The organism is Kitasatospora sp. NPDC048286, assembly GCF_043201735.1.
In the GTDB taxonomy this organism is placed as follows: domain Bacteria; phylum Actinomycetota; class Actinomycetes; order Streptomycetales; family Streptomycetaceae; genus Kitasatospora.
The window spans coordinates 232,444-246,420 of record NZ_JBICZE010000010.1; the positions used below are offsets into that span (position 1 = coordinate 232,444).

General features: G+C 74.7%; 7 protein-coding genes and 1 pseudogene. 4 read left to right on the top strand and 4 right to left on the bottom strand.

Features of this window, described 5'->3' with window-relative positions; genetic code table 11:
* Nucleotides 1–73: 73 nt before the first annotated feature.
* Nucleotides 74–2,653: an aminopeptidase N gene (gene pepN / locus ACGF13_RS24800; protein ID WP_392878614.1), complete on the top strand. Its 2,580-nt coding sequence runs from the start codon at nucleotides 74–76 to the stop codon at nucleotides 2,651–2,653.
* A 178-nt stretch (nucleotides 2,654–2,831) separates the two neighbouring features.
* On the opposite strand, the gene ACGF13_RS24805 is transcribed toward pepN, so the two are convergent.
* From ACGF13_RS24805 to ACGF13_RS24815, 3 genes are all read right to left on the bottom strand, one after another.
* Nucleotides 2,832–3,059 carry a hypothetical protein gene (locus tag ACGF13_RS24805; RefSeq protein WP_392878616.1) on the bottom strand — a complete coding sequence of 76 codons (228 nt, stop codon included), beginning with the start codon at nucleotides 3,057–3,059 and terminating at the stop codon, nucleotides 2,832–2,834.
* A gap of 20 nt (nucleotides 3,060–3,079) precedes the next feature.
* Nucleotides 3,080–5,182 carry a 4-alpha-glucanotransferase gene (gene malQ / locus ACGF13_RS24810; RefSeq protein WP_392878865.1) on the bottom strand — a complete coding sequence of 701 codons (2,103 nt, stop codon included), beginning with the start codon at nucleotides 5,180–5,182 and terminating at the stop codon, nucleotides 3,080–3,082.
* Between the two features lie 153 nt (nucleotides 5,183–5,335).
* On the bottom strand, nucleotides 5,336–5,806 hold the full coding sequence (locus ACGF13_RS24815) for a hypothetical protein (RefSeq protein WP_392878619.1): 471 nt from the start codon (nucleotides 5,804–5,806) through the stop codon (nucleotides 5,336–5,338).
* 279 nt (nucleotides 5,807–6,085) lie between these two features.
* On the opposite strand from ACGF13_RS24815, the gene ACGF13_RS24820 reads away from it, so the two are divergent.
* Nucleotides 6,086–9,982, top strand: coding sequence for a beta-N-acetylglucosaminidase domain-containing protein (locus ACGF13_RS24820; protein ID WP_392878621.1), 3,897 nt, complete (start codon nucleotides 6,086–6,088; stop codon nucleotides 9,980–9,982).
* A gap of 295 nt (nucleotides 9,983–10,277) precedes the next feature.
* Here ACGF13_RS24820 and ACGF13_RS24825 read toward each other — a convergent pair.
* Nucleotides 10,278–10,781: pseudogene (locus tag ACGF13_RS24825) on the bottom strand (HNH endonuclease); the annotation flags it as partial.
* A gap of 495 nt (nucleotides 10,782–11,276) precedes the next feature.
* On the opposite strand from ACGF13_RS24825, the gene ACGF13_RS24830 reads away from it, so the two are divergent.
* Together ACGF13_RS24830 and ACGF13_RS24835 are read left to right on the top strand one after the other, a co-directional pair.
* Nucleotides 11,277–12,452, top strand: coding sequence for a mechanosensitive ion channel family protein (locus tag ACGF13_RS24830; protein WP_392878623.1), 1,176 nt, complete (start codon nucleotides 11,277–11,279; stop codon nucleotides 12,450–12,452).
* Nucleotides 12,453–12,713: 261 nt separating this feature from the next.
* The gene (locus ACGF13_RS24835) at nucleotides 12,714–13,904 is read left to right on the top strand and encodes an ROK family transcriptional regulator (RefSeq protein WP_392878625.1); all 1,191 of its coding nucleotides are present in this window, start codon (nucleotides 12,714–12,716) and stop codon (nucleotides 13,902–13,904) included.
* The last annotated feature ends 73 nt before the right edge of the window (nucleotides 13,905–13,977 follow it).

Consider the following 13,977-nt stretch of genomic DNA (forward strand, 5'->3'; position numbering starts at 1 on the left):
GTGATTTTCCGGTCGCCCCGTACGTTGGACGTGCGAGGATTCGGACCATCAGTCTGACAAAGGAGTGCAGCGAGTGCCCGGCACAAACCTGACCCGTGAGGAGGCCCGCACCCGGGCCGACCTCCTCCACGTGGACGCGTACGACATCGAGCTCGACCTCGGTTCGGCCCGCGAGGGCGGCACCTTCCGGTCCACCACCGTGGTCCGGTTCACCGCCACCACCCCCGGCGCGGAGACCTTCATCGACCTCGTCGCCCCGAGCGTCGAGGAGATCACCCTCAACGGCGTGCGGCTCGACCCGGCGAGCTTCGCCGACAGCCGGATCCCGCTGCCGGGCCTGGCGGCCGAGAACGAGCTGCGGGTCGTCGCGAACTGCGAGTACACCAACACCGGTGAGGGCCTGCACCGGTTCGTCGACCCGGTCGACGGCGAGACCTACCTGTACACCCAGTTCGAGGTGCCGGACGCCCGCCGGGTCTTCGCCAACTTCGAGCAGCCCGACCTGAAGGCCGCGTTCGCGTTCACCGTGACCGCGCCCGCGGGCTGGGTCGTGGTCTCCAACTCGCCGACCCCGGAACCGGTCGGCGAGGGCGACACCCGGGTCTGGACCTTCGAGCCCACCGGCCGGATCTCCAGCTACATCACCGCGCTCGTCGCCGGCCCGTACGTCGGGGTCTTCGACACCTACGAGAACGGCGAGCAGAAGGTGCCGCTGGGCGTCTACTGCCGGCCCTCGCTGCGCGAGTTCCTGGACCCGGAGGCCGTCTTCGAGGTCACCAAGCAGGGCTTCGACTACTTCCAGGAGAAGTTCGACTTCCCGTACCCGTTCGCCAAGTACGACCAGCTCTTCGTCCCGGAGTTCAACGCCGGCGCGATGGAGAACGCGGGCGCCGTCACCCTGCGCGACCAGTACGTGTTCCGCTCCAAGGTCACCGACGCCGCGTACGAGGCCCGCGCCGCGACGATCCTGCACGAGCTCGCCCACATGTGGTTCGGCGACCTCGTCACCATGGAGTGGTGGAACGACCTCTGGCTCAACGAGTCCTTCGCGACCTACGCCGAGGCGGTCTGCCAGGCCGAGGCCCCCGGCTCCAGGTGGCCGCACTCCTGGACCACCTTCGCCAACCAGATGAAGACCTGGGCGTACCGGCAGGACCAGCTGCCGTCCACCCACCCGATCATGGCGGACATCAACGACCTGGAGGACGTCCAGGTCAACTTCGACGGCATCACCTACGCCAAGGGCGCCTCGGTGCTCAAGCAGCTGGTGGCGTACGTCGGCCAGGACGCCTTCTTCCAGGGCGTGCAGGCGTACTTCAAGCGCCACGCCTGGGGCAACACCCGGCTCAGCGACCTGCTCGGTGCCCTGGAGGAGGCCAGCGGCCGCGACCTCAAGGCCTGGTCCAAGGCCTGGCTGGAGACCGCCGGCATCAACGTGCTGCGGCCCGCCGTCACCGTCAACACCGACGGCGAGATCGAGTCCTTCGCGGTGCTCCAGGAGGCCCCCGCGCTGCCCGCCGGCGCCAAGGGCGAGGCCGTGCTGCGCCCGCACCGCATCGCGATCGGCCTGTACGAGCTGAACGGCGACGCGCTGGTGCGCACCGACCGGATCGAGCTGGACGTCGACGGCCCGCGCACCGAGGTGCCCGAGCTGGTCGGCCGCCACCGCCCGGCCGTCGTGCTGCTGAACGACGACGACCTCTCGTACGCCAAGATCCGGCTGGACGAGGACTCGATGGCCGTCGTCACCGAGCACCTCGGCGGCTTCGCCGACTCGCTGCCGCGCGCGCTGTGCTGGGCCTCCGCCTGGGACATGACCCGCGACGGCGAGCTGGCCGCCCGCGACTACCTGTCGCTGGCGATGTCCGGCATCGGCCGCGAGAGCGACATCGGCGTGGTGCAGTCCGTGCACCGCCAGGTCAAGCTCGCCCTCGACGCCTACGCCGACCCGCAGTGGCGCGAGCAGGGCCTCGCGCGCTGGGCCGCCGCCGCGGAGGAGCACCTGCGCGCCGCCGAGCCCGGCAGCGACCACCAGCTGGCCTGGGCCCGCGCCCTCGCCTCGGTCGCCCGTACGGACGGTCAGCTGGACCTGCTCGCCGGGCTGCTGGACGGCACGGTCGAGGTCAAGGGCCTCGCGGTGGACACCGAGCTGCGCTGGACGCTGCTGGTGCGCCTCGCGGCCACCGGGCGGGCCGACGAGGCCGCCATCGCCGCCGAGCTGGAGCGGGACAACACCGCGGCCGGCCAGGAGCACGCGGCCACCTGCCGCGCCGCCCGGCCGACCGCCGAGGCCAAGGCGCAGGCCTGGGCGTCGGTGGTGGAGTCCGACAAGCTGACGAACTATGTGCAGGAAGCGGTCATCGCGGGCTTCCAGCAGTCCGACCAGCGCGAGCTGCTCGCGCCGTACGCGGCGAAGTACTTCGCCGCGGTGAAGGGCATCTGGGAGACCCGCAGCCACGAGATCTCGCAGCAGATCATCGTCGGGCTGTACCCGGCCCTGGAGGTCACGCAGGGGACGCTGGACGCGACCGACGCGTGGCTGGCCTCGGCCGAGCCGGCTCCGGCCCTGCGGCGCCAGGTCGTCGAGTCGCGGGCGGGCGTCGAGCGCGCGCTCAAGGCCCAGGCGGTCGACCGTGCGGCGGGGGCCCGCTGACGGTGCGCGGATAGCCCGAAGGGGCGCCGGACGGGATCGTCCGGCGCCCCTTCGGGGTTGGTGCGGGTCCTGGGTGGACGCGTACGGGTTCGGTGGACGCGTGTGTCCGTGGTGGACGCGTGCTTCCGTGGCGAACGCGGGCTCAGGTGGCGGTCGCGGCGCTCGCCTCCACGCGGAGTTACTTCTTCTTGCCCTTGCCGTACGGCAGGCCGGCCAGACCGGCGATCACCGCGAAGGCGACGAGCGGGAGGAACACGAACAGGCCGAGGGTCTCGCCGACGCTCAGGCCGGAACCGGGGTCGTCACCGTCGTCCCGGGTGAAGGCCATGGCGGGCGACGACAGCAGCATCATCAGCGTGACCGTTGCGCTAACCGCGCCGGCTCGCAAAGCGTTCCTCTTGTCCACGTTTCCAACTTACTCGCTGCTTATGGGAGGGCGCGCGTCGGGGTCCGCCTGACGGAGCCGGGCAGGGCGAGGAGCTGCGCGAGCAGGCCGGCGGCGGGGGCGGTGGCGAGGCGTTCGAGGGTGACCGGGTCGCCGGCGCCGTCGGCGACCGGGAGGCGCCAGTTCGGGTACTGGTCCCAGGTGCCGGGCAGGTTCTGCGGGCGCGGGTCGCCGACCAGGTCCGGCAGCCAGACCCCGACCAGCTCCGCCGGGGTAGCCCGCAGGAAGCGGTACAGCACCGGCATCGACAGCGGCTCGTCCGGGCCGATCAGCCCCAGCCGGGCCAGTTCGGCCCGCCAGTCCGCCAGCTCCGCCGCCGCCCGCTCCTGCTCCTCCCCCAGCGGCCTGGCCAGCAGGCCCAGCCGGTGCCGCAGCTCGACGTGCTCGCCGGAGAGCCGGGCCGCGGTGCTGGGCAGGTCGTGGGTGGTGAGGGTGGCCAGGCAGCCCGGCCGCCAGCGGTCCGGGTCCAGGATCGCGCCGTCGGCCTGCCAGTCCCGCTCGAACCAGAGCACCGAGGTGCCGAGCACCCCGCGCGCCGCCAGCTCCTCCCGCACACCCGGCTCCACCGTGCCGAGGTCCTCGCCGATCACCGCCGTACCGGCCCGGTGCGCCTCCAGCGCCAGCACGCCGAGCATCGCCTCCGCGTCGTAGCGCACGTACACGCCCTCGGTCGGCGGGTGGCCGTTCGGCACCCACCAGAGCCGGAACAGGCCCATCACATGGTCGATCCGCACCGCCCCGGCGTGCCGGGCGGTGGCCCGCAGCAGCTCCGCGAACGGGGCGTAGCCGGCCTCGGCGAGCGCGTCCGGGCGCCACGGCGGCAGGCCCCAGTCCTGGCCGTGGGCGTTGAAGGCGTCCGGCGGGGCGCCGACCGAGATGCCGCCGGCCAGCACGTCCTGCAGCGCCCAGGCGTCCGCGCCGTCCGGGTGGACGCCGACGGCCAGGTCGTGGATCAGCCCGACCGGCATGCCCGCCTCGCGGGCCGCGCGCTGGGCGTGGGCGAGCTGCTGGTCGACCTGCCAGGCGAGCCAGCGGTGGAACTCGACCCGCGCCCCGAGCTCCTTCTCCGCCCGCTCCACCTGTGGGCCGTCCGGGTGACGCAGGCCCTTCGGCCAGTGGTGCCACACCGGTCCGTGCTCCTCGGCCAGGGCGTTCCACAGCGCGTGCCGGCGCAGCCACTCCCCCTCGCGGCGCCGGTACGCCTCGTACTCGGCCTCCCGCCCGGGCCCGCGCGGCACCTCGTGCAGCAGCTCCAGGGCCTCGCGCTTGAGCCGCCAGACGGCGTCCCGGTCGATCAGGGCGTCGTGGCCGAGGACCTCCTCGCGCAGCCGGGCGGCGCGGCGGGTCAGCTCCTCGGCGTGGTCGCGCTGGTCGCCGCCCAGGTAGGCGTACTCGGGGACGGCCTCGATCCGCAGGTGCACCGGGTCGGCGAAGCGGCGCGAGGACGGGCGGTACGGGGAGGGGTCGGAGGGGGTGCCGGGAAGAGCCTGGTGCAGCGGGTTGATCTGAACGAAGGCCGCGCCGAGCCCGGCCCCCGCCCACCGGGCCAGCTCGACGAGGTCGCCGAGGTCGCCCATGCCCCAGGAGCGCTCGGACAGCACGGAGTACAGCTGGGCGAGGAACCCCCAGCCGCGGCCGGGCAGTTGCGGCAGCCGCTCGGGGGCGACGATCAGCGCGGCCCTGGCAGTCCTCGTGGTGGTCTCCGCCGTGAGCACGTGGCGCCCCAGCGGAAGGTCCCCCGGTACCCAGTGCGAGTGCCCGCGCGGCAGCTCCCAACTCCCGCCGTCCTCCAGCTCCACGAGCAGCCGGGCGTCGGCCGGCAGGTCCAGCGCGGTGCGCCGCCCCTGCCGCACCACCACGCACGGCGGCAGCAACCGGCCCCGCTGCTCGGCCCGGTGACGCTCCAGCGCCTCCCCCACCTCCTGCGGCGACCCGGCCGCCACCCCCATCGCCCCCAGCACCGCCACCAGCGTCCGCGCCCCCACCGCCTGCCCACCCGGCCCCGGATACCGGGTGTCCACCCCGTACGCCTGCGCCAGCGCCACCAGTTCGGCGGGCGGCGGCGGGGCGTCCTGCGCCGGCACCTGCTCGGCTCCGTCACTGTCGTGGTAAGCGGCCACTCGCGGCTCCTGCGATGTCTCGGCAACGCCCGGTCAGGACAGCCACAGTCCTACCCGCGTGACGCCTCGATCACCCAGAGCGACACGACGGCGCCGGGCGGATCGGCCAGAGGCGGCTCAGCAGGACTTGAGGGCCCTGGCGCGGAACTTGTCGGGCTTCACCCGGGTCGTGCCGACGCCCTTGATGGTGAGGACCTCGTCACCTTTGAGCTTGTCCAGGTCGGCGGGCGTGAAGTCCATGACGATGTCCGCGGCGCTGAGGAGGTAGGTCCGGTCGCGGCTCAGGGCGGTGAGGCCGGTGGCGGTGGCGCTCCAGCCGGGGGGCGTGACGAAGAGCGGGAAGCGGTCCGTCCGGTCCTCCCGGGAGCCGGGGGTGATCGTCCACTCCTCCCGCAGACCGGTGCGGGTGGTCGCGACTGTCACCGACGCCACCTGGTCCCAGGAACAGAGCGGGGCGAGGACGGCGAAGCCGTCGCCGTCCCGCTGGAGGCCGGCGGTCGGCTCGGGCGACGGGGAGCACCCCGTGGCCGTGAGCAGGCCGACCGCGATCAGGGCCGGCGGCCATCGGCGCGCCGATGGTCGGACCATCCGCTGTCCCCTCCCCCGGGCACGGTTGACGCCGCGCCACACCGTGACGCCGATTCTGCTGGGCGCGGCCGGTCCGCGCCAGGGGTCGGACCCGATCTCCACAAGGGGATAAAACAGAACAAAGCCGGCATAGCCGTCGACGGCGTTGACACCCGGGTTGGCCAGCTGGTGGGGTTGCCGGAGATGTGGTCGTGGCCTGGCGAGGAGGCTCCTGTGCAAGCCCGAGTGTCCGTTGCGGCCGGGCGGCGGCTGCGGTCGCAGTTGGAGCAGAGTCCCGCGTTGCGGGACGTCGTGCAGCACCCCGCGGCGGTGGCGGCGCGGCGGGCGACGGCGCGGACGTGCCGTCAGCTGGCGCCGCGTACGGCGGACCGGCTGATCGCCGATCTCAAGGGGACGGAGCCGTTGCTGGCGTCCGTGCGGGAGGAGCGGGCCGAGCGGGCCGAGCGCGCCGCCGGGCGGCCGGGGCGGCGGGCGATACAGATAGCCGCCGGGGTCGCGGCCGCGGCGGTGGTCGGCGGGCTGCTGGCCGGCGCGGTGCCGTCGACGGCGTACGCGGCGCCCGCCGCGGCCTCGGCGCCGGACGTGGTGGGCGCCGCGCCGCAGACGCCGCTGGGCAGCGTGACCGACCCGAAGGTGTTCCCGAAGCCGCAGCAGCAGACGGTGGCGGGCAGGCCCGTCGCGGTTCCGTCGGCCGTGACGCTGGTGACCGCGCCCAAGGTGGACCAGGGCGCGGTGCGGGCCGTCCACGAGGTGCTGGAGGTCGCCGGGGCGACCGAGGTGACGCCGCAGCCGGACGCCGGGACGCCGGCCGCCGGCGCGCTGGTGGTGTACGTCGGCGGGCCCGCCGAGGGCGCCGGCGGCGAGACCGGCCGGGTGCTGCGGCAGTTGGCGGTCGCGGCGGGCGGCAAGGAGGATGCCGCGCCCTCGACCGCGGGGATGCCGGCCGGCGGGTACGTGCTGTCGGTCGGTCAGCTGCCCGCCCAGGGCGGCGGGACGTACGGCGCCGTGGTGCTGTCCGGCGTGGACGCCACCGGCACCTTCTACGCCGCACAGAGCCTGCGTCAGCTGCTCGCCGCCGTACCGGCCGGGCAGGGGCAGGCGCCGGGGGCGGCCGGGCTCGGACTGCCCGGGATCACGCTGCGGGACTGGCCGACCGGCGCGCCGGTGCGCGGCACCGCCGAGGCCTTCTACGGCACCCCGTGGACCGCCCAGCAGCGGCTGGAGCAGGTCGACTTCCTGGGCCGCTCCAAGCAGAACTTCTACCTCTACGCGCCCGGTGACGACCCGTACCGGCTCTCCCGCTGGCGCAACGCCTACCCCGCGGCCCAGGCCGAGGAGCTGCGCGAGCTGGGCTTCCGGGCGCGGCAGAACCACGTCACGCTCGGCTACGCGATCGACCCGGGGCAGTCCCTCTGCTTCAGCTCCGGCAAGGACGTGGACGCGCTGGTGAACAAGCTGGACGGGCTGCGCAAGCTCGGCTTCACCGCCTTCCAGCTGCAGTTCCTGGACGTCAGCTACGACGAGTGGCACTGCGGCGACGACCGCGACGAGTACGGCACCGGGCCCGCCGCGGCCGCCAAGGCCCAGGCCGAGCTGGTGAAGAAGGTGCAGGACCGGCTGGTGGCGCGGAACCCGGGCCTGGCGCCGCTGTCCGTCGTCCCCACCGAGTACCACCAGCAGGGCGCCACCCCGTACCGCAAGGCGCTGGCGGCGGCGCTTCCGGAGGGCGTCCAGGTGGCGTGGAGCGGGGTCGGGGTGATCCCGGAGAAGATCACCGGCGCCCAGGCCTCGGACACCGCCGGGCTGTACGGGCACCCGCTGCTCACCATGGACAACTACCCGGTCAACGACGCCACCCCGGACCGGCTCTTCCTCGGCGCCTACGCCGGGCGCGACCCGGAGGTGGCCACCCGCTCGGCGGCGCTGCTGACCGGCGCGATGCAGCAGCCGGTGGCGTCCCGGATCGCCCTCTCGACGGCCGGCGACTTCGCCTGGAACCCGGCCGGGTACAAGCCGGAGGAGTCCTGGCAGGCCGCCGTGCGCTCGCTGGCCGGGCCGACCGGCGCCGCCCCGACGCCCGCCGGGACGGCGCTGTCGGCGGTCACCGCACTGGCCGGGAACAGCACTTCGTCCCCGCTGTCCAAGCAGGAGTCCGGCTATCTGACGCCGCTGCTGGACCGGTTCTGGGCGGCCGCCGAGCCCACCTCGGGCGCCACCCCCGACGTCGCCCGCCTGGTCGAGGCCGCCGCCCCGCTGCGGGAGGCCTTCGCCACCATGGCCACCGCCCAGCAGACCCTGGCCGGCACCCCGGCCACCGCCCAGCTGGCCGGCGAGGCCGCGCCCTGGCTGGGCCCGCTGCGCGACTACGGGCTGGCCGGGCAGGCCGCCCTGGACATGCTGCTGGCGCAGCGCGGCGGCGACGGCACCGCGGCCTGGAAGGCCCGGGTCGAGCTCAACCGGCTGCGCGAGCAGCTGGACCGGGCCCCGGCCACCGTCGGCGCCGGGGTGCTCGGCCCGTTCCTGGACCGCGCCGTGCGCGCCGCCGACAACTGGGCGGGCGTGGGCGGCGGCGCGCTCACCCCGACCACCACCATGGGCACCGCGCAGGACCACCTGCCCGCGCTGATGACCGACGGCGTGGCCGACACCTTCTACTGGAGCTCCGCTCCCCCGCAGCCCGGCGACGCGGTCGGCCTGGACCTCGGCGCGGGCCGCCCGGTCAGCGGCGTGACCGTGCTGATGGGCGGCTGGGGCAACGGCCCGGACGCCCGGACCGCCTCGGACGACTACATCCGCGACGGCGTGCTGGAGTACACGACCGGCGAGGGCGGCTGGAAGCAGCTCGCCGTGGTCAGGAACCAGAAGACGGTCAGCGCCCAGCTCCCGCCGGGCACCGTGGTACGGGCGGTGCGGCTGCGGGCCACCACCGCGCAGAAGACCGCCGTCGCGGTGCGCGAGTTCACCGTCACCGCCCCGGACGAGTCCCCGGCCAGCGTCAGCGGCGGTCCCGACGCGGTGCCCGGCTCCTCCGCCTCCGCCGTGCTGGACGGCAACCCGGACACCGCGTACCGGGCCGCCAAGGCGCCGACGGCGATGGACGAACCGCTCGTCGTCGAGCTCGGCGCGGCCCGCCCGCTGGACCGGCTCACCGTGCTGACCGACCCGGCCGTGCACGCCACCGCCACCCTCGCGGTGCGCCGGGCCGACGGCACCTGGGCCGACCTCGGCACCGTGCAGCCCGGCTACAACGAGCTGTCGGCCGGTGGGCTGCCCGCCGACGCGTTCCGGCTGACCTGGCGGCCCGGCGGCGACCCGCCGGTGGTCAACCAGGTGATCCCGTGGTACGCGGACGCCCCGGCGGCCCGGCTCAGCCTCGCCGACCCGGCCCTGGACGTGGTCACCGGCGCCCCGGCCCCGGTGACGACCCGGGCCACCGTGGAGGCCGGCCGCCCCGAGGGCACCACCGGCGAGCTGCGCACCGAGGTGCCGGCCGCCGCCAAGGGCCTGACCGTGACCCCGGCCGGCCCGGTGAGCGTGCCGCGCGGCGGCCGGGTGGGCGTGCCGCTGCTGGTGAGCGCCGCCGCGGACACGCCGTCCGGGACGTACCAGGTGCCGGTGCAGTTCGTGGCCGGCGGCACCACCGTCCGGCAGGTCCTCCAGGTGCACGTGGTGCCGCCCACCGGCGGTCCTGACCTGGCGCCCGGCGCCAAGGCCACCTCCTCGGGCGACGAGACGGCGGCCTTCCCGGCCTCGGCGGTCAACGACGGCGATCCGAAGACCCGCTGGTCCTCGCCGGCCAAGGACGACGCCTGGGTGCGGCTGGAGCTGCCGCAGCCGACCAGGCTGGGCGCGGCGGTGCTGCACTGGCAGGCCGCGTACGCCGCCTCGTACCGGATCCAGGTCTCGACGGACGGGAGCACCTGGACGAACGCGGCGACGGTGGACAACGGCAAGGGCGGCGACGAGACGGTCCGCTTCGACGCGCCCGGGGTCCGGTACGTCCGGGTGCAGGGCGTGGCGCGGGCGACCAAGTACGGCTACTCGCTGTTCGGCATCGAGTTGTACGCCGTGACCCCGCCGGCCGCGCCGCAGCCCCCGGCCGGCGGCCAGCCCGCGCAGCCCGGCGGCGTGCCGGGCGGCCCCGCGGCGCCTCCCGCGACGGCGCAGAAGCCGTAGCCGTAGCCCGCAGCCCGCAGCCGTGGCCGGGCAGGGAGCCGGGCCGGGACCCGGAGAACGCGGCGGGCCGCCGGCTCCCCTGTGCGGGGGGCTCGGCGGCCCATGAGGCGCGTACCGACGGTGTGACGGGCGGGCCCTTGTGGAGCTGCGGTCAGGCGGAGAGCGGTTCGGGCTGCTCGCCGCGGCGGACGGGGGCTGGGTGGGCGGGATGTGCCCGGCCGAGCGGGACGGGGTGGACCGGCTGCTCGGTATGGTCGTGGTGCTCGTACTCGCCCCACTGCGGGGCACGCAGCTGGTCGCCGCCGCCGTAGGGCTCCAGGTAGGGCCGCCACCGCGGGTCCTTGATCCCGGTGCCGATGATGCGCCAGGCCAGGCCGCTGGGCGGCGCGGGTGGTCGCTTCATCCGCCAGCCGAGCTCGGTGAGGTGGCGGTCGGCCTTGGTGTGGTTGCAGCGGCGGCAGGCCGCCACCACGTTGTCCCACCGGTGCTGGCCACCGCGGCTGCGCGGGATGACGTGGTCGACGCTGGTGGCGGCGGCCCCGCAGTAGACGCAGCGGCCGTGGTCGCGGGCGAACAGCGCCCGGCGGGTGAGCGGGACGGGCCCGCAGAACGGGACCCGCACGAAGCGGGTCAGTCGGACGACGGACGGCGCCGGAAGGGCGCTGGTGGCGCTGTGCAGAGTGACTCCCGAGTCCTCCAGGCTGACCGCCTTGTGGTTGAGGACCAGGATGAGTGCGCGGCGCATCGATACGACGCCGAGTGGCTCGTAGGACGCGTTGAGGACCAGGACATGCGGCACGGATGCCTCCTTGGACGCCTGCGGCGCGTGGCTCGCGCCGGGACGAGCGGTTGGACCGCGCCACGCGTGCGCGATCTCCCCCAGTGTCGCCTTACGCCTTTGTACGGCGCCACCACTCCTGTGTAACGGACCTGACTTGAACTCCGGGTGTGGTCTCTGTCATAGCCGGTATGCCCGGGGGAAGGTCGGGTTGCACCCGGGTGGCGGTGCGGTGCGCCCCGGCGCCCCTGCCGGGTGGCCCTCCGAGGGCACGGTTCGGCCGTCCGGAGCAGTGCCCCGACTGCCCCGGGCGGCCTGGTGGTGCTGGTGCGCGGGGAGCGTACGGGGGCGTTGACGGGGCGTTCGGAACGCTCCGTACGCCCTCGGGCACGCTCGTGGGAGGTTCCCGGCGCGTCAGGGCGGGCCGACGGTGGCGGATAGGCTGACGCTCTCGGTCCGCGGGCCGCTCGTCGGCGGTGCGGGCCGAACACGCACCCCCGTCAGGAAGGCCCGCACGTGTTCAGCTCCGGTGCAACCGGTCCGTCCGACGCGTCCTCGACGCTCTCCACCCCGACGCCGGCCCCAAGCCCCACCGCGCAGCTGCCCGAGCTCGACCTGCGGATACCGACCAGCGCGCAGGAGGTCTCGGACACCACCCGGCAGGCCGCCAGCTGGTTCGACACCCACTGGCAGGGCTGGCTCGCCGCGGGGCTGCGGATCGTCTTCATCATCATGCTGGCGCTGGTGCTGCGGGCCATGGTGCGCAAGCTCATCACCCAGCTGATCGGGCGGATGGCGCGCTCCTCGGAGAACCAGGAGGAGAGCCGGCTGGGCGGGCTGCTGGCCAACACCGGGGTGGTGAACACGGAACGGCGCCAGCAGCGCTCGGAGGCGATCGGCTCGGTGCTGCGCAGCGTGGCCTCCTTCACCATCCTGGGCACGGCGGCGCTGATGGTGCTCTCCGCGCTGGGGGTGAACCTGGCGCCGCTGCTGGCGAGCGCCGGTGTGGCCGGTGTGGCGATCGGTTTCGGCGCCCGCAACCTGGTCACCGACTTCCTCTCCGGGGTCTTCATGATCATGGAGGACCAGTACGGCGTCGGCGACGAGATCGACACCGGGGTGGCCACGGGCACGGTGCTGGAGGTCGGCCTGCGGGTGACCAAGCTGCGCGGCGCCAACGGCGAGATCTGGTACATCCGCAACGGCGAGGTGAAGCGGATCGCCAACATGAGCCAGGGCTGGGCGACCGCCTCGGTGGACGTGCAGGTCGGGTACAAGGAGGACCTGGTCCGGGTCGAGGACCTGATCCTGGCGACGGCCGAGGGGATGGCCAAGGAGGCCCCGTACGACGAGCTGATCTGGGCGCCGGTGTCGATCCTGGGCGTGGAGTCGGTCGCCTCCGACTCGGTGGTGGTGCGGATCGAGGCCCGGACCGCCCCGGGCAAGGCGGCGGCCGTCTCCCGGGCGCTGCGCCAGCGGCTGAAGGTGGCCTTCGACCAGGCCGGGATCAAGGTCAAGGAGGAGGTCCCGGCAGCGACGGCCGGGGCGACCGGCGTGGTGATCGCCCCCTCGCCGGTGCCCGCCGCCGAGCAGGCCGCGCCCTCCGCACTGGCCGACCCGGGCTCACCGCGCTACCGGGCGACCGAGCCGATCCCGGTGGCGAAGGGGGCTGACGACCCCTCGAAGCCGTAGCGGTCCGGCGCCACGGACCCGTCCACGAGGCCCCGCTCCCACCCGAACACGGTGGGGGCGGGGCCTCGTGCTGTCCGGACACCGTCCGGTAACGCTTCGGCATCCTCCGCTCCGCCGACCATTGACACCCCGCTGACACGGCCCTTACGGTCCTTCCCAAGCGACTGGAAAGTTTCCTAACAGTTCTTCAAATCTCTTCCAGGCCCCTCCCCGCCCTTCCCCGACCGTTCTCCCGACCAGCCGAACGAGGAGGATTCCGGCATGACCAAGAGCACCGCCAAGACCCCCCTCGCCGGCACCCCCAGCCTGCTGCGCGCCATCAACGACCGCGCCGCACTCGAACTACTGCTGGAGAACGGGCCGCTGTCGCGCACCCAGATCGGCGCCCTCACCGGGCTGTCCAAGCCCACCGCCTCGCAGCTGCTGGCCCGACTGGAGGCGGCCGGGCTGGTCCTGCCGGTGGGCACCACGGCGGGCGGCCCCGGGCCCAACGCCCGGCTGTACCAGGTGAATCCGGCCGCCGGGTACGTCGCCGGACTGGACGTCACCAACAGTGAGATCCGGGTCGCCGTCGCCGACATCACCGGCACCACGCTGGCCGAGCACGCGGTGCCGACCAAGGGGATCCCGGCGGCCGGGACCGTCCCGGCGGTCGCCGCCGCCGTCGCCGAGGCCGTCCGGGCCGCGGGGATCCCCGAGGGCGCGCTGCGCACCGCCGCGATCGGGGTCGGCGGCGCCCCCGATCCGGTCACCGGCAAGCTGCGCTACGCCTCCCACCTGCCGGGCTGGCACTCGCCGCGGCTGGTCGAGGAGCTGACCGAGGCGATCGGCGCGCCGGTGTCGATCGAGAACGACGTGAACCTGGCCGCGGTCGCCGAGCAGTCCTCGGGCGCCGCGGCCGGCTTCGAGGACTTCGTCCTGCTCTGGGCCGGGGCCGGAGTCGGCGCGGCGATCGTGATCGCCGGGCGGCTGCACCGCGGTTTCACCGGCGGCGCCGGGGAGGTCGGCTACATGCCGCTGCCCGACTCGCCGGTCGAGTGGGACGCCCGCCGCCGCAAGTTCGGCGGGTTCCAGGCCCTGGTCGGCGCACCGGCCGTGCGGGCCCTGGCCCGTGAGCACGGGCTCGGCGCGGCCACCGCGCAGGAGTCCGTCGCCAGGGCACTGGTCACCCCCGGCGCCGGCGACGCCTTCCTCGCCGAGCTGGCCGGGCGGCTCGCCGTCGGGCTGGCGGTGATCGTCGCCGTCGTCGACCCCCAGCTGGTGGTCCTCTCCGGCGTGGTGCCGAGCGCGGGCGGCGAGCGGCTGCGCGCGCTGGTCGAGGACGAGCTGGCCCGGATCTCCATCGCCCGGCCGGAGGTCCGCAGCAGCGGCCTGCCCGGGTCCCCGGTGCTGCTCGGCGCCCTGCAACGTGCCCTGTCCGACGCCCGCGAGGCGGTCTTCTCCACCCACTGACGCACCCACACTGACGCAGCCACCGACGCACCCCACTGACGCTCCCCCTGTCACCTCGCCACCTGCACCCACC